The organism is Prolixibacteraceae bacterium, assembly GCA_019720755.1.
GTDB classification, from domain to species: domain Bacteria; phylum Bacteroidota; class Bacteroidia; order Bacteroidales; family Prolixibacteraceae; genus Halosquirtibacter; species Halosquirtibacter laminarini.
The window spans coordinates 3947665-3974273 of record CP081303.1 but is presented as its reverse complement, the minus strand read 5'-3'; the positions used below and the strand labels follow the sequence as shown (position 1 = coordinate 3974273).

The window sequence follows — 26609 nt, the reverse complement described above, 5'->3', positions numbered from 1 at the left end:
ATTTAATGTTCATCTCTTTAATATTCTATTTGTCAATAAATTCAGTTTGCTGTCTAACTGAATCTTCATGGATTAATTGAAATAGTATTTTTATGAACGTTTCATCTAACCCTAATTTCTGTGCAAGATTCGTGCGATTATTCATCATTTCAGTCCAACGATCAATTTGAAGAGCAGTAACGTTATTTTCCTTTTTGTAGTTTCCAATTTGAGATACAATTTTGTTTCTTGAAGAGAGAAGTTCCATTACTTCATGGTCCATCGCATCAATACGATTTCGTAGTTCATCGAGCTTGTTCTCAAAACTTGGATTATCGATATGAAGTTTTCTTAACACAAGTTTGTCAAGCATACTTCCTAGATCTGTTGGAGTAAGTTGTTGTGCTGCATCACTCAATGCGCAACTAGGATCTCTATGCGACTCTACCATCAGTCCATCAATACCCATATCAAAGGCTTTTTGACTTACTTCAAATAGAAGTTCTCTTTTTCCTGCGATGTGGCTTGGATCACAAATAACAGGAAGGTTTGGAAGAAGTCTTTTAAGTTCGATTAGTGTTTTCCATCTTGGGTAGTTACGGTATTTAGTCTCTTGAAAAGGAGTAAAACCTCTATGGATTGCCACTAGATTTTTAATCCCTGCCTGGTGAAGTCGTTCGATGGCACCAATCCATAGTTGTACATCTGGGTTGACAGGATTTTTTACCATTACTGTAGCATCGGTACCTTTTAAAACATCCGCAATCTCTTGAACAACAAAAGGACTGGCAGTAGATCTTGCACCAACCCAAAGAACATCAATACCCGCTTTAAGACAAGCTTCTGTATGTTGAGCATTTGCTACTTCTGTACCCACTTTAAGTCCTGTCTCTGCTTTTACTTTTTTCAACCACTCAAGGCCAATCTCACCGACTCCTTCAAATGATCCAGGGCGTGTTCTAGGCTTCCATACTCCACCTCGGTAGACATGAACTCTCGGATCTTTTGCTAATAGTCTAGCTGTTTCTAATGTTTGCTCTTCTGTTTCAAGACTACAAGGTCCAGCAACTAAAAGAGGGTATTTTTCATCTTGTGTCCAATGCGATATAGGACGGATATCTAATTCGGTAACCATAACTAAATTTTTCTGGTGTATAATTTGATTATTTTTTGTTCATCTTTAATAAGTAGTGGATTTTTATTGTCCAATACCTCTCTAATTTTATTTGCATTTGAAATACTGCGATACATATCTGTTGCATCCTCTTTTGCAATATCATCTCTGAAACTTTTTAGATGTTTTATGTATACATCTAAAGCTTCTAATACATATGTTTTGTTCTCTGTAAATATTGGTGCCCACATTTGTGGCGAACTTTTTGCCAATCGAACTGCAGATCTAAAACCTCCTGATGCCAAGTCAAATATTATCTCTTGATTTTCTTTCGACTGTACAGCGTTTGCCAATGCATAGGATGCTGCATGAGGAAGATGTGATACAAAAGCAGTACTGAGATCTTGTTCTGCAGAGCTCATATATGCAATAGACATACCTAAATATTGAAACATCTTTTCAACTAATGCAATGTGTTGAACACTCGATTCTTTATGGTCGCATATAATGGCGATTCTGTTCTTAAAGAGCCCTTCTTCCGCAGCTTCAGGTCCACTGTTTTCAGTTCCTGACATTGGGTGGGCAGGTACATAATTAGCCCTTCTTTTGTGGTTCTTCACTGTTTCAACAATTGTCTGTTTTGTTGACCCCATATCTGTAACAGTAGTTGTATCTTTAATGTTATCAAGTATTCTAGGTAAAATAGCAAGAGTGTGATTAACAGGTATTGCAATAATTACTAGGTCACAATTACTGACGCCTGAATCTAATGACGAAATCTCGTCAACGATACCTAATTCAAGAGCTTTATTTGCATTATCTTCCGAACTGTCAATACCAATTATGTGGTTACAAAAAGCTTCTCTTCTCAAATCTTTTGCAATCGATCCTCCGATTAATCCTAAACCTATAACACTGATGCGCATATATTGCTTAATTTTCTATGTGATTGATATAATTGGACCACATAAGATTGTTCTTTACAAATACTTAGATACAAAAAAAGGTCCTCTTTATTGAGGACCTTTAGTTTATATTTTTGACAATACAAATTTACCCGATCCCTTTAGTTGGAGCAGAAATAATAAAACCAAAAGTAATATGTATTGTTCATTAGATTCATTCTAATATTTTTTTATCTGTTTGTTGCACAAATATATTAAAAATATCACTTAAAAGTAACGATTCATAAAATGTTAACATTAAATTGTTCTATCTGTACTTCTCTTCAGTGTCTTCCATCATTGCAACATAGCTTTCATATCTTGTATAAGCAATCTCTCCATTCTCTACCGCTTCTTTGATGGCACATTTCGGCTCATGTAGATGACTACAGTTGTTAAATTGACAAGATTTGGAAATTTCAAATATTTCTGGATAGTAATGTGATAGTTCTGTTTTTTCGATGTCTGTAATACCAAAACCACGTACACCAGGAGTATCTATAATGTAACCACCATTCTTCATTGGGTGCATTTCTGCAAAAGTAGTGGTATGTTTCCCTTGTTGATGTACTTCAGATATTTTTGCTGTTTTAATATTCAGTCCGGATTCGAGTTTATTTATTATCGTAGATTTACCCACTCCTGAATGGCCAGATAGTACATTAATCTTATTGGCCATTTTATCTCTTAACATGTCAATGTTAAAATCCTTCTCAGCTGATACTTGCAAACATTCATAACCTGCTCCTTCATAAATATGAAGATAATCCTCAAGTATTTCATAATCCCCCTCATTATAGATGTCTAGTTTGTTAAAAACTAAGCTTACTGGGATCCTATATGCTTCTGCTGATACTAGAAACCTATCGATAAAACCTGTAAGTGTTCTGGGGTGAGATATAGTCACAATCAAAAAAGCTTGATCTACATTGGCTGCAATGATTTGGCTCTGTTTAGATAAGTTTGAGGATTTACGTATAATGTAATTCTTCCTATTTTCAATTTTATTAATAAGGCCTACAGGCTCTTTTTGGCTTTCAGATGCTTCAGTTATCACATCAAAATATACAGTATCTCCTACAGAAATAGGATTGGTTGTTCTAATGCCTTTAGTTCGAAACTTCCCTTTAATCTTACACATGTATAGACTATCATCCTCATCTTTCACTGTATACCAACTTCCTGTTGATTTGATGACTAAACCTTTTGTCATATAAACCTTATTTCGTTTTTGTTTCTATATTTAATTCGGTAAAGTAACAAAAAAACATTTAATGATGGATTCTTTTATTTGCGTAATTATCAATTAAGTACCGTTTTGTTTCTATATTAATTAGATAATATTTACTTAAAAGTAAACCTCTGTTTCAATAAATATGTTCTACTTTTAAAGATATACTTATTTTATGCCTTCATTTTTTGAACTGTTAAAGTAAACCTAATATTGGTTTGAGATATTGTAATTTGCTTTATTTTAAAAGTTGTTTGGTTATTTTTGTTTGATATAGAATAGATTAATTGATTCAATAAATATAATACCTACGGTAAATGAAAAATAAATATACTAAAATTGTAGCCTCTCTATTGCTCTTAGGAACACTGTTTGTAGGTCTTCTGAGTTTTGATAGAGATAGTAAAAATTTTAAAATTGCTAAAAACCTAGATATCTATTATTCTCTTTTTAGAGAGCTTAATCTGTTCTATGTTGACAGTATTTCTCCTGAAAAGATTGTTAAGACTAGTATCGATAAAATGTTGGAAACTCTAGATCCTTATACTGTTTATATTCCAGAACAGGATATGGATGACTTTGAGTTTATGACAACAGGTGAATATGGTGGTATTGGAGCTGTTATTAGTAAACATGACGACCATGTAGTTGTTGCTGAACCTTATGAAGGTTTTCCAGCACAAAAGAGTGGTCTGAAGGCTGGTGATGAGTTTCTTGAGATTGATGGGGTAGATGTTCGTAAACACAAAACTCAAGATGTAAGTAGCTTACTGAAAGGAAATATTGGTGAAACTCTTAAGATAAAGGTGAAGCGTGTTGGTGAAAAATCACCTCTAACATTCAAATTAACTCGTGAAAAGATTCATGTGGATGCTGTTCCATATTATGGTATGCTTAATGAAGATGTTGGCTATGTTCGATTGAAAAGTTTTACACTAAACTGTGGTGATGATGTAAAGCGTGCGATCTTAGAATTAAAAGAGAAACATCATGCGAAGAAATTAGTGTTTGACTTGCGTTCTAATCCTGGTGGTCTTCTTATTGAGGCTGTTAAAATTGCAAACTTGTTTGTAAACAAAGGAGAGGAAATTGTTAGTACAAAAGGAAAAGTGACTACTTGGGATAAAGTATATAAAGCTCCAGTTGCTCCTCTAGATACCGTTATGCCATTGGTTGTTTTAGTAAATAGGGGTTCTGCATCGGCATCTGAGATTGTTACAGGAGCTATACAAGATCTTGATAGAGGCGTTGTCATTGGTAGAAGAACTTTTGGTAAAGGTCTTGTTCAAACGACTCGAGATCTTAGCTATAATTCAAAGTTAAAGGTCACTACTGCTAAATATTATATCCCTTCCGGAAGATGTATTCAAGCATTGGATTATTCTCACAGAAATGAGGATGGTAGTGTTGGAACTATTCCTGACTCATTAATTACAGAGTTCTCTACGCGCAATGGTCGTAAAGTATATGACGGAGGTGGTATAACTCCTGACTTAGAGATTGCTCCTGAATATTTCAGCAGTTTATCAATACATCTTATTCGTGATTTTATGGTCTTTGATTATGCAACTGATTTTGTCTCAAAACACAAGACTATTGCTCCCGTAGAAGATTTTGAAATTACCGATGAAATGTATAATGATTTCGTTTCATATGTAAAGAGTCAAGATTTTACTTATGAGAGTATTAGTGAAAAACTTCTTGAAAAGGTTATGGAAAAGGCTAAAAAAGAGAAGTATTATGATTTGTCTAAGGATGACTTTACTCAATTAAAAGAAAAGTTAGCACCAAACTTAGATAAAGACTTAGAAGCTTTTAGACCTGAAATATGTGACCTTCTTAAAGGAGAACTTATTGTAAGATATTATTATCAGAAAGGTCAAATTGAATCTGCTTTGAAAGATGATATCGAAATCAAAAAAGCGAAAGATATTTTAAATGATATGGATAAATATAATTCGTTATTGGAGTCTGGTCGTGTGATCAAACATGAAGATTAATTATTGTTTATTCCTAGAAAAAGAGACATCCTTCTTGTAATGAAAGGTGTCTCTTTTTTTGTCTTAATGATATGATTTTTACTATTGCATATTAAATGAGATAAGGATAAGAGTGAATAATTTATTGCCCTATCTTGTATCTATTTAAAATATGGATGGATTTAAAAATACAACAGAAATGATAATGATTAGAAGGAATCCAATGATCGCAAAGAACTCTAACATACCAATATTTACACTTTGGTTAAACCTTTTAAATTTCTCATTAAGTACCATTTGATGGACTTCACTTGCAAAATTTTCATATGTGCTTGGGTTTACAATATATAAAGCATCCGCTCCAATTTCTAAACCTTTTTCACCAAACGATTTATACTTATCTGGACAGACAAAGATGAATTTAGAATGCGGTACCTTTTTCTTTGACTCATAGAATAAAGTGTATCCCCCAGTGTTATCTTCCACTTTGTCTTGAAAGATAAAGTCAGGTTTATGTTCTAGTTGTTTCAGACATTCTTCTTCTTTGTTGAACCAATTGATGTCGTTTAGACCTTTTTTAGTCAACACTCTCTGTAATTCTTCTTTTACCTTTAAGTCTCTCTCAAGAAAGAATATTTTAATAAGTCTAGTAGCTACCATATACCTTAAATTTTAACTCTTTAGGTACATGGTGTACTGTATTATGACAATCTCGCCTTTAGTACCTGAAGTAATTCTTCACTGCTTTGACATACATCTTGAGCTCCAAACTGATATAGTATTGAGTTGTCTAGTGGACCTGTATTGATTGCTATTGTTTCAATATTAGCTGCGACAGATGACTCAATTCCTAAGGGAGCATTCTCGATAACAATCGTTTCTTCAGCAGAAACTCCTACTCGACTAAGTGCTTTTAAATAGGGCTCTGGATGAGGCTTACCATTTTTTACATCTAATCCGGTAATAACGCTCTCTTTTATAACAATTTTATTATAAAAATGTTTGAGCTTGTTAATTACACCATCTTGACTAGAGCCAGTTACTACCCCTATTTTGATACCAATTTCATTGAGATACTCTATTACTTTAGGCATTCCTTCAATTTCTCGAACAGGAGGAAATTGCTTCATAAGTTCTTTCTTTCTTTCGTATAGTTGCTCAACCTTTAATCTTGATGGCTTATTTCCTGTTGCTTTTACAATTATCGTTTCAATCGTATTGTAACCTGTTCTGCCTTCGTTTAAATAGGCTTCTTCTCTTGAGAAAGGCACTCCTTCATCTCTAAATAGTTGACACCATGCCTTTTCATGATAGGGCATACTATCTAGTAATACACCATCCATATCAAAAAGGACTGCTTTTATTTTATTGCTCATATTTTCTTTTAAATATACAAATTTCGATAGTATGTTTTGAATGTTATTGTAGTGTGTAATCGATTGCATATAGAAATCTACATTTATGTATATGTTGTATAACATACATTTGACTAATGTCGCGTTTTTATTGCTTCGTAGTTTTTTAATATGTTGATATGTAAATAGATACATTTGTGTATAGGTTGTTATCTACATTTTTGTAGATAATATTTTGAAACCTTACATTTTCGAAGATTTTTGTATGTTAATCTATAGTGATAGAATAGTTGTGTTTTTAATTACTTGATAATAAAGGTATTGAAAATATAGTGGTTTTTTTGGCACACTTATGGCAATAAGAATAATTGAATTTTAATTATTTCTGTAATTCTTTTTGTGTTATGAACAAACTACTTACTTTAATTGCAATCTTATTTATCACTTCTTTTTTAAGTGTATCAGCAGCTGAAACAGATAATACTACTGACAGCCTTGGAAAAATTGTGAATATCGAATTCGCAGATGCGTCAACATTAAGCACTAGCTCAAATCAACCAATGCTTTTTATTAAAGAAGGGAAACTTTTTATTAGCATGGTTAATACGACAGGTGAAAATGTAAAGATTAGTTTTACAAAAGATACAAACGTATTGTATAAAGTTAATCTAGGGTCTAAAATAGCAATTTCTCAAGCTTTTGCATTATCTGGTGTACAAAAAGGTGACACTTTAAACGTTATTGTAAATTCTGGTTCTAAATCGTATAAGTATGATCTGCAAAAGTAAGTGGTTTGCTTTTCTTATTAAGAAAAGCACTTGGTTTCTTCATAACGTTACATCTTTCAATACAAGATGTAACGTTTTTTTTTGCTTTATACTTTAGGAAAGTACTTTAGATATAGGGAACAGACCAAATATAAGAGAAGAGGTCTAGTTATATAAATCAATATCGAACAAAGGCAAATCTGTTTTCAAACATACTTTGTTCATCCTTATGATAGCCATCTGTTTAGGTTCTCTTCAACCACTTTAAGTATGCCTTCCGATACCCTTCCGATACCCTTCCGATACCCTTCCGATACCCTTTGGTTACTCTAGAGGTAATCAAACCGTATCCAATCTATAATTGATTGGTATCCAATCCATCATTCAATATATCCTTATTTGATAATTAAGCACTGTCCAGAAAAGTGTGTAAATTCTATTGACGTATATTTCAAGTCTTATTATGAATATTTTCTTTTTTGGGAATAAAAGAGAGGTAAAACATGTTTTGTGTTACTTTGATGGCATTATTCGTTAGTTTACTGTTACCTCATATTTTGTGTAAATCTTAGGTTTGTGTGTACTAACTTTATTAATACAGCCTTATGTATAAGTTCATTAAATCAATAAGCTTTCTATCATTATTTCTAATCATTTCGTGTACTATTTCATTTGCTAGAAAGAAGAAGGAATTACCAAATATTGTAATCATTTATGCTGATGATATGGGTTATGGAGATGTTTCTTATCAGAATCCTAATGGGAAAATACACACTCCTAATATCGATAATCTTGCAAAAAATGGCATGGTGTTTCCTGATGCACATAGTAGTTCAGGTATTTGTACTCCATCTCGTTTTGCATTATTAACAGGTCAGTATCATTGGAGAAGAACTCACAAAATTGTTAACTCTTTTGGACCATCTCTTTTTAAAGAGAATGAATTTACTTTACCTAAGATGTTACAAGGAAGTGGGTATACTACAGCTTGTATTGGGAAGTGGCATCTTGGTTGGGATTGGCAATTTAATAAAGAAAAAATCAATAGGAGAAATTGTGCTCCAGAAGATTTGGTCACCGATCAGGATATTAATGGAGGTCCCACTGATCAAGGATTTGATTATTATTTTGGGGATGGAACGATTAATTTCCCTCCATATGCATTCATTGAAAATAAACGTTTTGTAGAGGCTCCTACAGTTCCTTTGCATCTTAAGGACAGTAGACCTTTAGAAGGGAGTTGGGAGTTTCGTCCAGGTCCTATGGTTAAAGGTTGGGACCCATATAAGGTATTGCCTACTTTAACCTCTAAGATGGAGGCATTTATTAAAAGACAGAAAAAAGATAAACCATTCTTTTTATACCTTGCACTACCATGTCCTCATGCTCCAATTATACCAAATGAACAGTTTCGCGGGAAATCCAAAGCTGGGGCTTATGGTGATTTTGTAGTTCAAACGGATGATGTGGTAGGTCGTGTTAATCGTGCTTTATCTCGCGCTGGTTTAGATAAAAATACCATAGTAATTTTTACCGCTGACAATGGTCCTGAAAGATATGCTTATAATAGGATAAGAAATTTTAATCATCGAAGTATGGGTAATTTACGTGGGTTGAAGCGTGATACCTGGGAGGGTGGACACCGAGTTCCTTTTGTTATCAAATGGCCTAAGCATATCAAAAAAGGTTCTTCTTCAGATCAAGTAATTAGTCAAGTGGATATCACATCTACTTTAGCTAATATTGTTGGATACACTCTTAAAAGAGATGAAGCGGTGGATAGTTATGACTTAGAACCTCTTTTGTCTGGAAAAAAGATGAATACGACATTCCGAAGAGGAACTGTGCAGAATACCAAGAAAAATCGTTATGCAATCCGGGTAGGTGATTGGGTCTATATCGATAGTTTTTCAGGTGAGCACACGACGGCACCTGCGTGGTACAATAAAAAAGAACATTATTCAGTACCAGATAAATCGTGCAAAGGAATGCTTTTCAATGTAAAAGAAGATCCTCAAGAAAGAGTCAACTTATACTCTGAGTACCCGGAAAAGGTACGTATGATGAAGTCTATGTTGACAAAATATAGAAAAGAAGGACGTAGCAGGGATATTTAGTATTTTTTATTTCAAAAGGAGTGAGGTATTAGTTGTCTCGCTCCTTTTTCTTTGTTTATGACGGGTTTATTGTGGTATTTTTCTTATTGTTTTTTGTTTTATGATTTCTCCATTTAATAAGGGCTATTTTTAGATTTAAAAGGGACACTTGTTTCGAATTTCCATTGTTGAAAAGAAATTCACAGAGTTTCATATAGTCATCTTTCCATTTAGACATGATCTCTTGCTCGAAAAGCTGATGGACACTTACTTTTTTTATCCTTTCATTGCACTGTAACCATTGATCCATTCTAAGATAAAAAGACTTGATGTGGAATGTGGTGATAACTTTAATAAATAAGTAGGACTCACTACGTGTAAATTTAGTGATCTTCTGCTTTAATTTTATGTGCCATTTACGCATTATTTTCCATAGCTGTACGACGATTAACAATGTTATGGTAATATATAATCCTTTGATCCAATTAAACTTTTTGTACCATTTAGGTTCCTCTTTAATGGTTGCTCCCTTTGCTTGTAAGTTCTGTTTTTGAAGAGAATCTTGTAGTGCTTCAAGCTTTTGTAGATTATGATTGGATATAGCATTTATATTTAATGCTTTAGTGGCTGTTTTTAAGGTTTTTTTGTAAGTAGGCGAATAGTAGCCTATTTTAAGAGCCCCTACCTTGTGTTTTCCTGGTTTTTCTATTAAATATTGTGTTGTTTGAATTATATATGATGAGATATCATCTTCTGTTACTTTTTGACCTCTTGATACCTCCCCGTTGTATATTGTTCCCCAGTTTATCGTGTCATGTTTAATGGTTGGCACAAGAGATGCTAATGTCCCTTTTGTGTCAATCCTTATAGTCTCTGTGATCACTTCTCCTACGTGCCATTTTTTCTTTTTAGGGCTTATGGTACGAGTTAATTTAATCTTGTTTGCGACAATCCAATCCTCATAAGAGTAACTTTGTGGAATTGATGTCACATTATATGTAAGAGTATTTGTTTTTGCACTCACCTCTTTTCCTTTGTATTGACCTTCAGGAGGAGTTGCAAAAGAGATCTTTAATGAAGGTATTTCTTGACGTCCTTCTCTTAAAGGAAAGATCTGATAAGCAAATGTTTGCACATTGTATCTTCTACCATTAATATTTTGGTAAGAACTTTGTGGTCTACCTGTTCTTATTGTAAAGGAATTCTTTAACTGTAGGTCATATAGATCTGCTGATCTAGTAAACCATGTACTTGTATATACTGAAACATACAAGACTGTTGGTTCCATTGGATATACTGTTTCTTTAGAGATCTTTGCCTTTACAAAGTATTTCGCAAGGCAAACTCTAGGAACAACTAGTATGATCACTAAACCAATGGTTATTCTACCATATTTCTTAAATATATCTACCATGGCATATCCGTTTTGTATTCCTTATGATCCTCTTCCTTCATTTTTGTCAGATCATACTGGAACTTTCTACGTAAAAAGAGTGATGGATCGTTATTCATTTGACTTAAGATCTTGTTTGATATATCTTCTTTGTCGAGTTTTTGATTTGGATCAATTGCTTGATAATCGTCATCTCCTTTGTTGTCTGGATTGACATTATCTTTAGGAGATGCTTTCTTACCATTTCCTTCTTTCTCTTCCTCGTCTCCCTTGTTCTCTTTTAGTGTCTCGTCTTCTTGTGATTTGCCATTTTGACGATCCTCGTCATTACTTATTTCATGATAGTTTTTGAGCTTCTGATCAATAAGTCTTTGGATCTCTTTAAGATTTTTTTGAGCGGGGATATAGTTGGGGTCTGCATCTAATGCTGATATAAAAGCTTCTTTTGCTCTACTATAGTTCTTCAGTTCAGCCATACATAAGCCAAAGTTGACAAATCCTTCTGCATTTTGGATCTTTGCATATTCTGTTGCTGCCTCTTCAAATCGGTTTTGATGGTATAAAATATAACCTCTCCACATTGGATCTTCAAAATTCTTTAAAGACTGTTCAATATCTCCATCTCTGTAGTATTTTATTCCTAGTTGATCAGGGGTATACCAAAGTTTCTCCCATTGATATGATTTGATGTTCTCTTTTATATTAGAACTCGTATTGTTGAGTTTGCTACAACTGGTCAAAAATGGCAATAGTAGAATTACCCATTGGGTACCATTTCCTTTTCTAAATAATATGAGAAGTAGAAAGGCAATAAAAGGGAGAAGATAGTATCCAACATCATTCCAATCGGTAGGATGTGTTTTATTGTCTTTTGTAAAATTCAATCTCTGCTTTATATGAGAGACGACAGTTTCAATATCTTCTTTGCTAGTCGTGACCATCTGTACTGCGACATTTGAGTTCCTATTTATCTCTAATATCTCTTGACTATTAAGATGAGAGATTATCGTCTTTCCACTTTTATCTTTAAGAAATCTACTTTTGGAGATCGGAATTGGAGAGCCTTCTGGGGTTCCAATTAAAAGGAATTCAATATATATATTCGGATTTCTTTTAATGAAATCCTCTGTTACAACTCTATCTTTATGACTTATATTATCTGTTATAACAACCCACGTAACTGGAATAGAATCATTTTTAGCCCACTCTCCACAAAGATTGTATGCAGCCTCGACATTCGTTCCTTGTATTGGCATAATATTCGTTTTAATGAACTTTGCTTGCTCTTCAATAATATGCAAATCTTGGGTGAAAGGCATGGCAGTGTGGGCTGTATGTGCGTATGCAATTAGAGCAGTCGATGCTCCATAGTTTGCTTGAGTTAAGTCTACAACTTTCTGTTGAGCTCTTTGAAGTCGTGTGGGTGCTATATCTTTACAGTTCATAGACCGAGATGCATCCATCATTATAACAACTTTCGTCTTTATATTTGCACCCGGTTTTTCAATCTTTTTAAATGTAGGACCACTTACTGCAAAGACTCCCAAAAACAAAATTAATATGTGATATATATTTGTTTTTGAGATAGTGCTTGATCCTTCTTGTATTACCACTGATTGTAAGTGCTGCGAAATGCTTTTCTTCCACCTCTCTTCATTTTTCTTCTTTCCCCATATAAAAATCAATAGGGTAGAGACAGGCAATAACGACCACAATAGGTAGGGCCTTAAAAAGTGGAAGTTATTAAAATATGTTTCAATAATATTCATCACTATGGTCGTTGTTTTAATTTTTTGACTACTGCTAAGATTAAGTTCAATAATAACAAGAAGGATAACCCTATGCATAAGGGATAATAATAGAGTGGAGTGATCGGAGTATATCCTTTATCTTCAAATTCAATAGGTTCCATCTTATCAAGAGTATCATAAATCTTAATCAAGTCTTCTTGTGATGTTGCTTTAAAATACTCTCCATTGCTAGCCTTGGATATACTTTTTAATGACTTCTCATCCAAATCATATACTCCTGATCCTTTTTTACCAACCCCAACTGTATGTATTACGATTGAATCTTCTTTTGCTAACCTAGCTGCTTGTAGAGGGTTAATTTCACTACCACTGTCGACTCCATCAGTTAACAATATCATTGTTTTAATAGAGGAGCTATCTTCTTTGAACAGTTTTATTCCCATTCCAATAGCATTTCCCATTGCTGTTTTTCCTCCCGCCATGCCGACATCTACTTGGTCAATCCAGCTATTCACGGCATCTAGATCAGTGGTAAAAGGCACTTGTACATAAGCTTGAGAACCAAAGAATATGACACCAACACGATCTCCTCTTCGTTTTTCGATGAATTGGTGTAGTACCTTATTTACACCAGACCAACGGGAGTAAAGTTCATTTTCTATTTTCCAATCTGTTGTCGCCATACTTCCCGATAAGTCTACCGCTAGAAGTAGGTTTCTTGCATGTTTTACTGTCTTCTCAGGTGTACCAACCACTTGAGGTTTTGCCAATGCAAGAAGGACAGAGACCCAACATATCGATAAGGTTATCCATTCTATTACGGATCTTTTGTGGATATTTACCCGTTTCTGTGATTTGACTCCTCCTCCGATAACTAAATCCTCAAAGAAAGGAACCTTTAAGGCAGATTTTCTTAGGTGTTTTGCGGGTACAAGAAACCAAACAAGAATAGGAAGAGGTAAAAGATATAAGAAGTATATATGGTTAAATTCAAACATGATGACCTCCAATCCATTTATTAATTTGTTTCGTTATTGATTTGATCTCATTTATATTAAGCTTATTGTTTTCAATTGGATTATACAATACAAGCTCTAGTTTTAAATACAGCTCTTTGTTGATGGTGTTTTTACCTCTTTCATTTAGAAATTGAACCATCATACCTCCAGTGAGAGAAGCAACATTTTCTCTTCCGAAGCTTTGTATTAATACGATCTTTAATTGATTCAAGATACTTCTACTCCATATCTCTTGCGACACCCTCTTATGCTCTAACTCTTTTGTAATATTTTTTATATGATGTTTAGCTACCCTTCGATATTCTTTCTTCTTATAGTTTTTAACTCTGATGTAGATGATATATATGGATAAAAGAAGTAAAACGAAACCTACAATTTTCCACCCAATAGTTTCTGGTGTAAAAGGAATATCATGAGGCGATGATATGGGTGTCATTCCTTTTAATTTGTAGTAATATGTTTGTGGATCCATCTCTATTAATTTTATCTGCTTTTTCTTAAGATCTCTTTGAATTGGTGTGTAGTATCAATACTTGTATTGAGTTCTAAAGTGGTGATAGGGTAGTGTTGTGAGAGCCTCTTAAAGTTTTGTCTTTTTTCTTTAAAGTAATTATATGCTTTCTCTTTCTGTTTTTCCATGACGTCTGTGAACCGTAATTGTCTTTCTCCGTCTGTATAGGTTATATTAGAAAGATCTAGATGTTCTTCCATCTTATCTTTAACCCTTATTAGAATTACATCATTGTGTTCATTTAACTCAACAATACCTTTATGGTCTGTCTCTTTTAATTCATTAAAATCACTAATCCATATGATCAGATAATCATGTGTGACTCTCTTTTTTACTTCGAAAAGTATTTGATCAAAATGAGATTGTCTTTTCTTTGTCGGCTCTTTACATCGAAGCATCTTATTATACTTTGCAAGTTCTGAGACCATTGAAAGGGCATGCGATTTACTTTTTCGAGGAGTAAAATAATTGTGTTCAGTATCATTATATATGATTCCCCCAACTCGGTCACCCACTGCTAGAATCTTCCATGTAATAATTGCCGATGCTTCTGAGGCAATGACTGATTTTAGAAATTCATCTGTTCCAAAATCCATAGATCTACTTTGATCTGTGATAATAAATACTGGTCTCTCTCTCTCTTCTGTGAAAACTTTTGAATGTAGAGCATCTGTTCTTCCGGTTACTTTCCAATCAATATTTCGAATATCATCACCTCTTACATAGTTTCGAACTTCTTCAAATTCCATTCCTCTTCCTCGTAACTTCGATCGATATCCTCCAGTGAGAATTGTTTGAACAACCTTGTCTGGAGAATATCCCACCTGTGCTACATCATGCTGTAGTTTCTTTAGCCGTTGTATGTTTGTTACAATTCGATAGTCTTCAGTGGCATTTTTCTTGTTCTCTTTCATCAGAAATTGATTTTAAACTACAGCAACTTTCTTTAATAGCTCATCAATCATTTTGTCAGTATCCAGGTTTTGTACTGTTGCCTCATAACTCATTATAATTCGATGCCTTAAAATATCATGAGCAACCTCTTTTACATCGTCTGGCGTGACATAGTCTCGTCCTGAAATCCATGCTACGGCTCTAGAAGCTCTATCTAATGATATTGTTCCACGTGGAGATGCACCTGCTTCAATCAATCCATCGAATGCGCTATCGTATTTCTCAGGATATCTAGTAGCATCAATTAAATCCACGATGAATTGTTCTGTTGATTCGCCTAAATGTACTTTGCTGATTTCTTCCCTTGCGGCGAAGATTACTTTTTGTGGGATCTTTTCTAACTCTTTGGACTTACTTTTTTCTTTACCAAGCTCTTCCTCTCGAACCATTCGAAGGATTTGTTTCTCCATCTCTTTGTTTGTGTAACTAACTGTCACATGCATAAGAAATCTATCCATTTGTGCTTCTGGTAGGGGGTATGTCCCTTCTTGCTCAATTGGGTTTTGCGTTGCGAGAACCATAAATAACTTAGGAAGTGGATGAGTTTTACTTCCCACAGATATCTGTTTCTCTTGCATTGCTTCTAAAAGTGCTGATTGTACTTTTGCAGGAGCTCTGTTTATTTCATCCGCGAGAACTAGATTACTGAAGATAGGTCCTCTTTCGAATACGAAAGATATTTCGTTGTCAGTCTTATTGAGAATCTCTGTACCTGTGATATCAGATGGAAGAAGATCTGGGGTAAACTGTATTCTATTTAGATCCGATTCGATATGTTTCGATAAACTCTTTATTGCTCTAGTTTTTGCCAACCCTGGAAGACCTTCTAAAAGAAGATTACCATCACACAGTAATGCAATAATAAGCCTGTCGATTAGCTTGTCTTGGCCTACAATCGACGTTCTCATACGATCCTTTAACGATAATATACTCTCTCTAATCATCTTCTTGCTATTTACAAAAAGAGAGGTCTCTGTAAAGAACCTCTCTTTTAAAACTTTATCTTAAATTCTATTTTACTATATATTAGTTCTTAGGTGAAAGAAATCTTTGTGTAATCTCATCCACGTTGAAACTTCCTGGTCTTTGTCTAGGAGGGTAAGTTAAGAATGTTTTTAAGAATTCAGCAGTCTTATCTTGTGCCATATATAGGTAGAAAATGTTATCGAACATCCACTTGTCATAGTTTACAGACTCTTCATCAGCTCTTTCGAATGGATCCATTCTTAAGTTATAGATTTTAGGAAGTCTTAATGGAGTAAATGGGTTACCCCAAACATCAAAGCCAGTTGCTTCTTGAACTAAGAACATCAACTTCCAGTCTCCCATACGTAATGCTGCTAGTTTTCCATCATCGGTAAAGTAGAAGAAATAATCTCTTGGTCCTTTTTTCTCTTTTCCTGTTAGGTAAGGTAGCATGTTGAATCCATCAATATGAACGTTGAATGTTTTGTCTCCAACTTTCTTCCCTTTTAATAAATCTTGTTTTACATGATCATCTCCTGTAGCAGCCAAAATAGTAGGTAACCAATCTTGTGCTGAAACAATTTCATTAGAAACTTGGTAAGGTTTAATATGTCCTGGCCATTTGATCATACAGGGTACTCTAAATCCACCTTCCCATGATGTGTTTTTCTCTCCGTTAAATGGTGTAGTTCCACCATCAGGCCATGAAAATACTTCAGCACCGTTGTCTGTTGTATAGATTACAATGGTGTTCTCATCTACTTTTAGCTCTTTTAGCTTATCTAGAATCTCTCCAACCCATTGGTCATGTTCTACCATTCCATCCGCATAGATACCATAATCTGTTTTATTTTTCGATGCATCTTTTAGGTGTGTGTTGACGTGCATTCTTGTTGCATTCATCCAAACAAAGAATGGCTTCTTTGATTTAACAGCACGCTCCATAAAGTCAAATCCTGCTTCTTTAAACTCTTCATCACAAGTTTCCATCCTCTTGATTGTAAGAGAACCTGTATCTTCGATACGACCATCTGCAAATGAGTGGATAACCCCTCTAGGTCCAAATTTCTTACGGAATGCAGGGTCTTTTGGATACATTGCATGCTCTGGCTCTTCTTCTGCGTTTAGGTGGTATAGGTTTCCATAAAACTCATCAAAACCATGATTTGTTGGAAGAAACTCATCTCTATCTCCAAAGTGGTTTTTACCAAATTGTCCACATACATATCCATGTGGCTTAAGAAGTTCTGCAATAGTTGGATCTTCTGCTTGTAGACCTACTCTTGCTCCAGGAATACCTACTTTTGTCAATCCTGTTCTTACTGGTATCTGTCCTGTCATGAATGCTGCTCGACCTGCTGTACATGATTGCTCTCCATAATAGTCAGTGAACATCATTCCGTCATGTGCAATTCTGTCGATATTCGGAGTTCTATACCCCATCATACCCATGTTGTATGCACTAATGTTGAACCAACCTATATCATCACCAAAGATTACAACAATATTGGGTTTTTCATTTTTTTTAGCTGCATATATATTAGAACTTACTCCTAATATAAGTAGAGCTATAAACATTAAACTTTTTCTCATGATCTATTATGTGTATAATTTATATGTCTGTCACTAAATTGATTATTAGTGTTTTTATTTTGTTTGTATTGCAAATATAGATCAATATGATTCGCGATGTTTGTGTTTAAAGCTCTACCTATTGTTTCTTTTAGCTCAATATTTCATTTTCTGATTTCTTTAGGATAACTTGATTTGGAAGAACACCATGATATTTTTTAAATGTTTGTGTAAACTGGGGTAAACTTTCATATCCTACAATTTCAGCAACATCGCTCACTTGAAATGAACCTGTTTCAAGATATTCGTATGCCTTATTCATTCGAAGATCAGTATAAAACTGCGTTACATTCGTATTATAGTATTTTTTAAAATCCCGTTTGAGCTTACTTACACTGATATTTAATTCTTGTGCTAGTTCAGGAAGAGTTATTTTATTCTTAAAGGAGGATATTAAGATGGATCTAGCCTCTTGCATTAATTGGATGTCTTTGGGATGAAGTCCTCTACCTATGAATGATTTTAGATGTCGTTGATTAATTCTTCTGAGAAAAGATAAGGTTAGATCAATGGCAATAAGAGTTGTTTGACCTATGGCGAAGTCTTTGTCTTTTTGTGCTGCGAACATCTTTGATACCTTTTGAAACATTGTAGCATCTATTCGTTCATAAAATGCAAAGGTGTTGTTGTTCTTAAAGAAAGAGAGGATCTTATTGTTTGTCGTAAACTTGGAAAGAGAATCTTTGTTTATTCGAATGATAATAATCCGATTGGCCATGTTCTTCTTGAATCGATACACTGCGTCATAGCAAAGGCAGTGAACAAAGATTCCATCCTGAATGTTTCCAATGATAGATTTGTCTGTTAAAATTTCTTGGTTAATTGATTGAGACAAGTTAAATACCAATAGCAACCATTTTTTATCATGGGTTGCTTTTCTAATTAAATCACTATCGTCATTTAAATTTATTTCAAAGAGTCCTGTTTCAAGATCATCATTCCATTTATGAACCCAAACATTACCATGCCCCTTCTCATTATTAAATGAGCCTTTCGTTCCGTCAAATTCTCCATTGTAATTATCAATTAAGCTTTTCGCAAAATTTGAATGATTCTCTTCCTTTATATCAAATATTATCTCTCTTCTCATCGTCCCTTAATGCATAATACTTCAGATGCCTATACTATCGTTAATCAAAAATATCAAAAAAATAATATTCCTTTTAAACCTTTTGTTTCGAAACTACTCCAATATACTAAAGATAAGAACTTTTGTATTAACTTGTATTAAATTATCAATCATGAGAAGAAAAACTATTGCTTTCTTAATTGTTACTGTTATTTCATCGATATCTTTCTTAACACCTGCTTTTGGACAACCAAATAAAGGAAAGTGTAAGAATAACTGTACAAAAGAGTGTCCAAGAACTAAAGGTTTGAATCTTACTGAAGATCAAAAAAGTGAAATCAAAGAGATCCGATTGGCCTCTCAAAAAACAATGAAGCCTTTTATGGATCAATTGAGAGAATTAACGGCTCATCAGAAAACTTTGATGACAGCAGAAAAACCAAATCAAAAAGAGATTGATAAGAATTTAGAGAAAATAGGGGATATGATGACTGAATTGGCTAAAGAGAAATCACATTCTACCCAAGAAATTAGGGCACTACTTTCAGACGAACAAAGAATACAGTTTGACCAAAAGATTATGCGTTTCAAACATAAAAGAGGTCAAAAACAGTGTGGACGAGGTAGGTAGTCTCTTCCTCTTTCTACATTTTAGAAAAAACTAAGTTTGTTTATTTTGATTTTATCGCAAGAAGTGTTTGAAGTATTATTTAAATTATATTTCAAACACTTCTTACTTTATGCTTTCTATTTGATTGCTTATTACATAAGTTTCAACTACTAAATAATGATATTGTGAACACCAGGTTTTAAATATTTAATCACCTCTTTATATTTGAATTTTGCATTTATATTTCCTGGGATTATTATTTTAAATAAGATTTTATGGTCAACTTTTTTCCATGATACATCGATATTTCCGGCAAAAGTATTTACCACACCTTCTGCAGATTCTAAGTTGTTCGGAATAAACGGCTTAATATCAATGGTCTTATTGATCCCGATATAGTCTGCGTGTACTCCTAGAATATTTCTAAAGATAAATCGAATTGGAGGACCTCCAAACATAGCATGACTAAGATCTCCATTTCCAGAAAAGCTTTGCCACAATGACGTTGCTCCTTTATCAATTTGGTATCTCCACCCTGGATAATGTTCGTCCATTAAAATTTTATATAGTATTCTCGAGTCTCCATTTCTTTCCAATACATCGAAAAGAGCTTTCGTCCCATGTATACCCGTAGTTAATTTGTAATTGTGGGTGACGGTGATATTTTTCATTAAGGTGTTGTGCACATTGAGTATTATTGAATCCGGAACAATCTTACATTGAAGAGCAATCGCATTTATCGTTTGAGTGTTATCATACTTTTTGTTTTGGTTATTTGGATTGTATATCTTTAAACTATCATTCCAAAAGTATTCAGTGAACTGTCTCTTCGTCTCTTTTGCTATTATTGAATATTCCTTTACCCATTTCAAATTACCTGTAACTTTTCCCATCTCTATGAACTGACATAACATTCTATGATAGATCGATGTAGAAATGAATGGGATTATTTCAGAAGTTTGACCACGGCTGTTCATAATCCCATAAGTGCTAGGTTGCATATGATCCCCCCACATGCCTAATTTTAATATTTGGTTTTTATTGTTTGTATAGTAGTCTATTAATCTCTTTACACTATTAATATGCTTTTCTAGTATAGATTGGTCTCCCGTTCTATGATATACTCCTAAAATTAGGTTGATGTAATCTTGAGACCATGCAGGTTCTGATGCATGATTTAGATCTCTATAGTTTGGTGCTGTTTCTGGAATTGACCCGTCAGTATGTTGACTGTCTTTTATATCTTGAAGCCATTTAATCCAAAATGAAGTCATTTCAGTCATTGCATCTAAGCTCTCCCAATAACATGAGACATCTCCTGTCCATGGATAAATCTCAGAATTCGGGTTGCTTAATGGAAATTGATTTATACCTCCAAAAAATGTATTACTTGCATTTTTGTACAATTTATTAAGATACTCACTACTGCTTTTAAATCTACTAGTAATAGGGTAATCATGATTGGCTCTAATACCTTTTAAGTCAATAATATCAATATTGTCGCTACTTAGATCTATTTGTATGTATCGGAAACTATGAATAAAAAAACTAGGTTCTAAATCGATTGTATCTTTATTCTTGAGCAAGAATGTAGTCTTTCTGTCTCTAAAGTAGTATTGGCCTGAATGATTATCTGTAAAGTTAAGTCTAGATTTATTATTGATAAAACCGTTAAAATATTTTCCTTGTAATTTTTCTGAGCCACGAATGGTGATTTTATCTGTTCTTTCTCCTCGTACCTTTAATTTCCACCATCCTGTAACTGTTGTTCCGAGATCGTAAATTATTGTATTTTTATTAATGTTTATACGTTTAATAGGTTTAATCTCTTCTTGAACTTTTATATCTGTAATTTTTGTTGGACTAATTTTGCTAGTAGGTTTGTCACATACAACATGTATCCAGTCTTTATTTGTGTTTTGACATAAATCGATATCCTCACCTCCATAAAGATTTGAATATCTCAATGTTCCACTATTTGTAAACCATGTTTTGTCACTATATAGATATTCATCACTTCCATCTTCATATTTGATAAATATACTCGCAAGTAGTGACGGTTTTTTTTCTGTCTGTTTTCTTCTAAGATTAAAAAATCGAGTTGAGTCAGGAATACTATATGCACCAAATCCTTCACTGAGTTGAAAATGTAGATTATTCTTGCCTATCTTTAATTCATCTGTGATATCTTTCGTATCATAAAGCATTCGTTTTTCATATTCTGAAGCTGCTGGACTCATGTGTTGATTAGGAATTTCAACTCCATTAATACTCAATTTTGTCCATCCTAATGATGCCATATATATTTTAGCATACCTAATCTTTCTGTGGATATATATATCCTTCAAGAAAGCAGGGCTTCTCATCTTTTTGTTTGGATGGGAAATGAGGAATGCATCAGGAATGGTTTCTTTTCCGATAAAAGAAGTGCTGAATAAATTATATCTACTCCAATTTGATTTTATTCCTAAAGAGTCTTTTACTCTAACTCTCCATTTGTAGTATGAGTGATCGGTTAGTTTTTTTCCTGTGTACCTAAAGGTATTATTGTTTGAGTGAATCCATTTTGAAGTCCAAATCTTTTTTATTCCATTTTTTGTTAATCTCTGAATAACAATTTGGTATTTTTTTTGATTCTTGATCTCGTGAGGTATTTCCCATGAAAATTGTGGGGCTATTGAATTCACTGCTATGTTCTGTTCTAGATAGTCTACCTTCAGGTGAATAGGTCCTGTTGCTTTATGGCTACCTTGTCCGACTACAACAGCAATTGATAAAGAGCATAATATTATAAGGATGAGTGTTTTCATATGATATTGATATTGGGGTTTAGTATCGTTGCCTTGGTTTAAGCCTTTTCAAATTTCTGTATTTGGTTGGGTAATTATTAAAAAACTCGTCACGAGAATAATTGAGTCGTGACAAGTTTTAAATTAGATGAAACGACTTAATCTAAAAATTTAGCTTTTAAATCAAGAATTTGTTGATCATTTATTGGTACTAATTTGCTTATTGGAGCTGCCATTATTAGAGATTTTGCACTAAATTCAGCAACTTCTAGTCGATCAAATGTTTGAATTAGTTTATCTCCAGTTACAATAAATGATTCATTTGCAACTAATAGAGATGGAGTTGATTTATCTAATCGTTCCGGAATGGTATTGTCAAGAAGAGTGTTATAGTCTAGATTTGGAACATCTTGGAGAAATATCCAACTTTCTGGAATGGTCCGTACGTCAAATTTAACTCCGGTAATACTATAAGCCATTAAATGAGGTGGCTTAGTCATAATTATAGAGTTGATATGAGGATTTAATTCATATATCTTTTGATGTAAAGATACAAGGTGACTAGGTTGTTTTCCGAGCTCCGTTTTTCCATTTCTGACACTTACAATGTCTTCGGTCTCAATATTCCAACGGGCAATATTAGATGGGGTGATTAAAAAATCATTATTCTCCATTCTTACTGAGACTGTACCGTAAGAACTAATCATCAATTCTTGTTCACATGACCTATGTACAATATCTACAATCTCTTTTCGTTGAAATAGCTCTTTTGAAGAGTAACTGATGTTATTATTTAGATCAATGTCTATATTACTTTGACTGCCCAGTTGATTTAATTGATTGTCTGTTAGATATGTAGGCGTACCTATTACTTTGGCATTGATAATTGTACGGGCTGTGTATTCTAATGTCTCAAAACGACAATATGCATCCTCCAAATCTGACCCTCCCAATACAGTACCATGATTCTCCATTATGATAGCCTTTGTATTACAATTTACAAACTGTTTTGCTATAATTAGACCGAGTTCTTCACTCCCTGGTAGTGCATAAGGAGCATATCCTATCTCTCCACATATTTTGTTCGCGAGTGAGGTGACTTTTGTATTAGGAATCTCTCTTATAATACTGAATGAAACTAAAGCAGGAGGGTGTGCATGTATGATCGACTTGATATCCTTTCGTGCTTCATAAATTGCTTTATGGAATGGAAATTCGGAAGACGGTTTATGTTTTCCTACTATAGTTCCATCTTTCTTAACACAAATAACATCTTCTTCTTTCAGGTTTCCCTTATCGATTGCAGATGGGGTTACCCATATATCCCCATTATTATCTTTGATGGATATATTACCACCACTGGTTGTGGTCATTCCTCGTCTGTATATCTTATGAATTACTTTAATAATCTGCACTCTTGGATGCATCATTTTTACATCTAACTGTCTCATCTATTATATTTATTTTAAGTCCTATTTTAATATTAAGGAATGGTTATTGTAGTTAAACAAAACTTACTTTTAAAGGTCTATTTTGGAAACTCCATTCTTTTAATCCCAGATTGATGTCTGTGTTTGCATCGTCAGAAACCATTAATGCTGCTCCCATTGCACTTGAGTTATCCATTTCAGAGGTATACACCTTCTGATTATTATAGAACAGAGACAGAAGTCGCACAAACATCTCGTTTCTTGCAAAACCACCTGATATAAAGATATTCTTGATTAGATCAGGTTGATTATTGACTAAATCGATAGAATCAGCACACTTTCGTGTTAAATCATACATAAAGCGGTGATATGCTTCATCAAAATTATTAAAGTCTGATAAGTCTACACTTAGATCTATATAATTCTTTGATATATTATCTCGAAAGAATACTTTATGTTTTGCTCCTAGTCGCAAATACTTATTTAGCAATATCGTGTTTGTCTTTACTTCTTTGTAATAATCTTCTTCTACATTAAAGTATTTTGAGAGTATTCTGACATTTTCATCATGAATATATCCTAGAAAAAAACGAGAAGATTTTATGGGTTTTTGATCAATGCTTAAAAATGATAGACAGTCTTGTTTTAGCTCTTGATTTGTTAAAATGGTGTTATTAAAAGGATTCATATTAATACACCAAGTTCCTGTTGATACTAATATAAAGGGGGCTCTATCCCCTTTTAAATATGGCACCAATGAAGCTGAACTATCATGAATTCCAATTCCAATTTTAATTTTATTCCCACAAAACTCTATATCCGTTTTATGATAGCTAGGAAATGGTGTTGGTAGAGATATTCCCAAATCTGTTATCCACTGATGATAACATTGATTATCAAAATCCCACATAAATGTATGACAGCCAATTGATGTAGATTCTGATACGATCTGTTTAGAAATTAAGAAACTTAGGTATTGAGGAAGATGAAGTACAGATTTTACTTTTTTAAAAATGTTTGGTTTCATCATCTGTAACCACAATAATTGTACTCCTGAATTTAGCATACCATCTAATGAAGGACTTGCTGTTTTTCTACAAAACTCACATTCTCCTCCGTATTGCTCCAATAACTTAGATTGAACATTATTATCTATCTTTTTCAGATAGTTGTACATGGGAGCAATTCGATTCCCACTACCGTCTAAAAAGACAAGAGATGCACCATATGTTGTGAAATTAACTGCTTGTACATTATACTCTTTACTTTTTACTAACTCTTGAAGGGTCGATATAATCCATCTTTCGATTAGTTCTATGTTATCACACTCATCTCCATCGTCATCCAGTGTAATCGGAAACTTTTCTTCATTAATTGAAAGAACCTCTAGTTTATTATTAAAGATTAATATCTTTTTGTTTGTTTTTCCGATATCAAAAACAACAATTATTTCGGTTTTCATTTTATCAAATTCTTTTAAGTTTCTTCATCATTAAATAAATGACTACGATAATGTGATAATATTCTTTTTTAAAGCTATCTGTTTAGTATTGCGTTGTGTTTTTCTTAAGTGAGGTAAGCGTTAAGTGTCATATATGACACTTAACGCTTACCTCACTTAAAAGAGAATACTTACCTCTTTTTTAAAACATCCTCTTCATACTGTTGTATATCTTTAATATAATTTTCACCAATAGGAACATCATTAATCATACAATAGTAATCCCATATTGCACCAAATGGTTTGCTTTTAAGCTCTTCTAACATTGCTAATCGTTCGAAGTTCTTTCCATTTTCTTCTAACTCAACAAGTTTGTTTGTTGGCTCTAACAGTGCGATTAGAAATGCTTTTTGTACTGCACGAGTTCCGACAACATAGGCTCCAATTCTATTGATTGATGCATCAAAGAAATCAAGTCCAACGTTTATTCTATGCATAAAATCATTACGAACAATTTCTGAGGCAATTAACTGTGTCTCATCATTCAATGTTACAACATGGTCCGAATCCCATCTAACAGGACGAGTTACGTGTAATAAAACTTCATCTACAAACTGAAGACATGAAGAAATTTTATCTCCTACTATTTCAGTTGGATGAAAATGTCCATTATCTAGACAAATCATCTTATTGTTTTTGATGGCATAACCCAAGTAATAATCGTGAGATCCTACTGTCATGGATTCAGCTCCAATACCGAATACTTTACTTTCCACAGCATCCTTCATATGTTTTTTAGGATATTCTGTTTTAAATCCTTCATCAAGAGATTTTGTTAATTGAGCTCGCATTCCATTTCGATCGATGGGTGTATCTTTTGATCCATCTGGGATCCATGTGTTTAATATACATGGAGATCCAAGTTGTTTTCCGATTTCGTTTGCAATATCCCTTGTTCGTTTTAAGTGTTCTACCCAAAATTTTCTGATTCTCTCATCTTTTGAAGATAATGTAAATCCACTATCTGCGTTTGGATGTGAAAAAAATGAACCATTGAAGTCCATACCAATTTCTAATTTTTTACACCAATCTACCCAATGTTGAAACTGCTTAATTGTAATAGAATCGCGATCTACTCTCTCCTCTGAAAAATCTCCATACAATGCATGTACATTAATGCGCTGTTTGCCTGGAAGTAGCGACATAACTTTCTCAAGGTCTGTCATGATCTCTGAAATATTACGTGCTTTACCTGGGTAATTTCCTGTAGCTTGAATACCCCCAGAGAGTGTTCCTTCTGGATTCTCTGTTCCTGAGACATCATCAGTTTGCCAACAATGCAAACTGATTACTAATTTATCGAGCTTCTCTATTGCTTCATTTGTATCTACCCCTAGTTCCGCATATTGTTTATTAGCCAACTCATAGGCCTCTAAGATCATATTCTTTGTTGTCATATTTATATCTTAATATATGTGTCTGTTTTGTCTTCTTCTCATATACATTTGAATCCATTTCATAAACAATGAATTCGATTATTTGAGACTGAAACGTGTATGTGAATATTATTTTTCTTATT

At 33.6% G+C, this 26609-nt stretch carries 21 protein-coding genes; 4 read left to right on the top strand and 17 right to left on the bottom strand.

The genetic code is table 11. The features are described from left to right. Positions 1-25: 25 nt before the first annotated feature. From K4L44_15765 to rsgA, 3 genes are all read right to left on the bottom strand, one after another. A complete protein-coding gene (locus K4L44_15765) occupies positions 26-1114 on the bottom strand; it encodes a chorismate mutase (GenBank protein QZE13965.1) in 1089 nt (362 codons plus the stop codon). A 2-nt stretch (positions 1115-1116) separates the two neighbouring features. Next, entirely contained in the window at positions 1117-2019 is a 903-nt protein-coding gene (locus K4L44_15760) for a prephenate dehydrogenase (protein ID QZE13964.1), read from the bottom strand. A gap of 286 nt (positions 2020-2305) precedes the next feature. Then, the gene (gene rsgA / locus K4L44_15755; GenBank protein ID QZE13963.1) at positions 2306-3250 is read right to left on the bottom strand and encodes a ribosome small subunit-dependent GTPase A; all 945 of its coding nucleotides are present in this window, start codon (positions 3248-3250) and stop codon (positions 2306-2308) included. Positions 3251-3585: 335 nt separating this feature from the next. Here rsgA and K4L44_15750 point away from each other — a divergent pair, with 335 nt between their 5' ends. After that, a complete protein-coding gene (locus K4L44_15750; protein ID QZE13962.1) occupies positions 3586-5268 on the top strand; it encodes a S41 family peptidase in 1683 nt (560 codons plus the stop codon). 144 nt (positions 5269-5412) lie between these two features. On the opposite strand, the gene K4L44_15745 is transcribed toward K4L44_15750, so the two are convergent. Then, the gene (locus K4L44_15745; protein QZE13961.1) at positions 5413-5907 is read right to left on the bottom strand and encodes a hypothetical protein; all 495 of its coding nucleotides are present in this window, start codon (positions 5905-5907) and stop codon (positions 5413-5415) included. Between the two features lie 41 nt (positions 5908-5948). After that, complete coding sequence (locus K4L44_15740; protein QZE13960.1) at positions 5949-6623, bottom strand: HAD family phosphatase; 675 nt, start codon at positions 6621-6623, stop codon at positions 5949-5951. A gap of 383 nt (positions 6624-7006) precedes the next feature. On the opposite strand from K4L44_15740, the gene K4L44_15735 reads away from it, so the two are divergent. Both K4L44_15735 and K4L44_15730 read left to right on the top strand, forming a co-directional pair. Beyond that, on the top strand, positions 7007-7390 hold the full coding sequence (locus tag K4L44_15735; GenBank protein ID QZE13959.1) for a hypothetical protein: 384 nt from the start codon (positions 7007-7009) through the stop codon (positions 7388-7390). A gap of 584 nt (positions 7391-7974) precedes the next feature. After that, positions 7975-9486 (top strand): arylsulfatase, encoded by a 1512-nt coding sequence (locus K4L44_15730; protein ID QZE13958.1) that lies wholly within the window; start codon positions 7975-7977, stop codon positions 9484-9486. A 55-nt stretch (positions 9487-9541) separates the two neighbouring features. On the opposite strand, the gene K4L44_15725 is transcribed toward K4L44_15730, so the two are convergent. The 8 genes from K4L44_15725 to K4L44_15690 form a co-directional block, all read right to left on the bottom strand. Further along, positions 9542-10879 carry a BatD family protein gene (locus K4L44_15725; protein QZE13957.1) on the bottom strand — a complete coding sequence of 446 codons (1338 nt, stop codon included), beginning with the start codon at positions 10877-10879 and terminating at the stop codon, positions 9542-9544. Beyond that, positions 10873-12630 (bottom strand): VWA domain-containing protein, encoded by a 1758-nt coding sequence (locus K4L44_15720; GenBank protein QZE13956.1) that lies wholly within the window; start codon positions 12628-12630, stop codon positions 10873-10875. The genes K4L44_15725 and K4L44_15720 overlap by 7 nt, the downstream gene beginning before the upstream one ends. Further along, entirely contained in the window at positions 12630-13607 is a 978-nt protein-coding gene (locus K4L44_15715; protein ID QZE13955.1) for a VWA domain-containing protein, read from the bottom strand. The genes K4L44_15720 and K4L44_15715 overlap by 1 nt, the downstream gene beginning before the upstream one ends. Then, a complete protein-coding gene (locus tag K4L44_15710; GenBank protein QZE13954.1) occupies positions 13600-14100 on the bottom strand; it encodes a DUF4381 domain-containing protein in 501 nt (166 codons plus the stop codon). Before K4L44_15710 ends, K4L44_15715 begins: the two co-directional genes overlap by 8 nt. 11 nt (positions 14101-14111) lie before the next feature. After that, the gene (locus K4L44_15705; GenBank protein ID QZE13953.1) at positions 14112-15053 is read right to left on the bottom strand and encodes a DUF58 domain-containing protein; all 942 of its coding nucleotides are present in this window, start codon (positions 15051-15053) and stop codon (positions 14112-14114) included. Positions 15054-15065: 12 nt separating this feature from the next. Further along, the gene (locus tag K4L44_15700; GenBank protein QZE13952.1) at positions 15066-16037 is read right to left on the bottom strand and encodes an AAA family ATPase; all 972 of its coding nucleotides are present in this window, start codon (positions 16035-16037) and stop codon (positions 15066-15068) included. Between the two features lie 82 nt (positions 16038-16119). Continuing rightward, complete coding sequence (locus K4L44_15695) at positions 16120-17652, bottom strand: arylsulfatase (GenBank protein ID QZE13951.1); 1533 nt, start codon at positions 17650-17652, stop codon at positions 16120-16122. Between the two features lie 130 nt (positions 17653-17782). Further along, positions 17783-18781 (bottom strand): AraC family transcriptional regulator, encoded by a 999-nt coding sequence (locus K4L44_15690; protein QZE13950.1) that lies wholly within the window; start codon positions 18779-18781, stop codon positions 17783-17785. Positions 18782-18932: 151 nt separating this feature from the next. Between K4L44_15690 and K4L44_15685 the strand changes: the two genes are divergently transcribed. Then, entirely contained in the window at positions 18933-19391 is a 459-nt protein-coding gene (locus K4L44_15685) for a Spy/CpxP family protein refolding chaperone (protein ID QZE13949.1), read from the top strand. Between the two features lie 149 nt (positions 19392-19540). Here K4L44_15685 and K4L44_15680 read toward each other — a convergent pair whose 3' ends face one another. From K4L44_15680 to K4L44_15665, 4 genes are all read right to left on the bottom strand, one after another. Continuing rightward, a complete protein-coding gene (locus tag K4L44_15680) occupies positions 19541-22180 on the bottom strand; it encodes a glycoside hydrolase family 78 protein (GenBank protein ID QZE13948.1) in 2640 nt (879 codons plus the stop codon). Between the two features lie 137 nt (positions 22181-22317). Continuing rightward, the gene (locus K4L44_15675; protein ID QZE13947.1) at positions 22318-23610 is read right to left on the bottom strand and encodes a class II aldolase/adducin family protein; all 1293 of its coding nucleotides are present in this window, start codon (positions 23608-23610) and stop codon (positions 22318-22320) included. Positions 23611-23662: 52 nt separating this feature from the next. Further along, on the bottom strand, positions 23663-25051 hold the full coding sequence (locus K4L44_15670) for a carbohydrate kinase (protein QZE13946.1): 1389 nt from the start codon (positions 25049-25051) through the stop codon (positions 23663-23665). Between the two features lie 170 nt (positions 25052-25221). After that, positions 25222-26487: an L-rhamnose isomerase gene (locus K4L44_15665; GenBank protein ID QZE13945.1), complete on the bottom strand. Its 1266-nt coding sequence runs from the start codon at positions 26485-26487 to the stop codon at positions 25222-25224. Between the last annotated feature and the right edge of the window lie 122 nt (positions 26488-26609).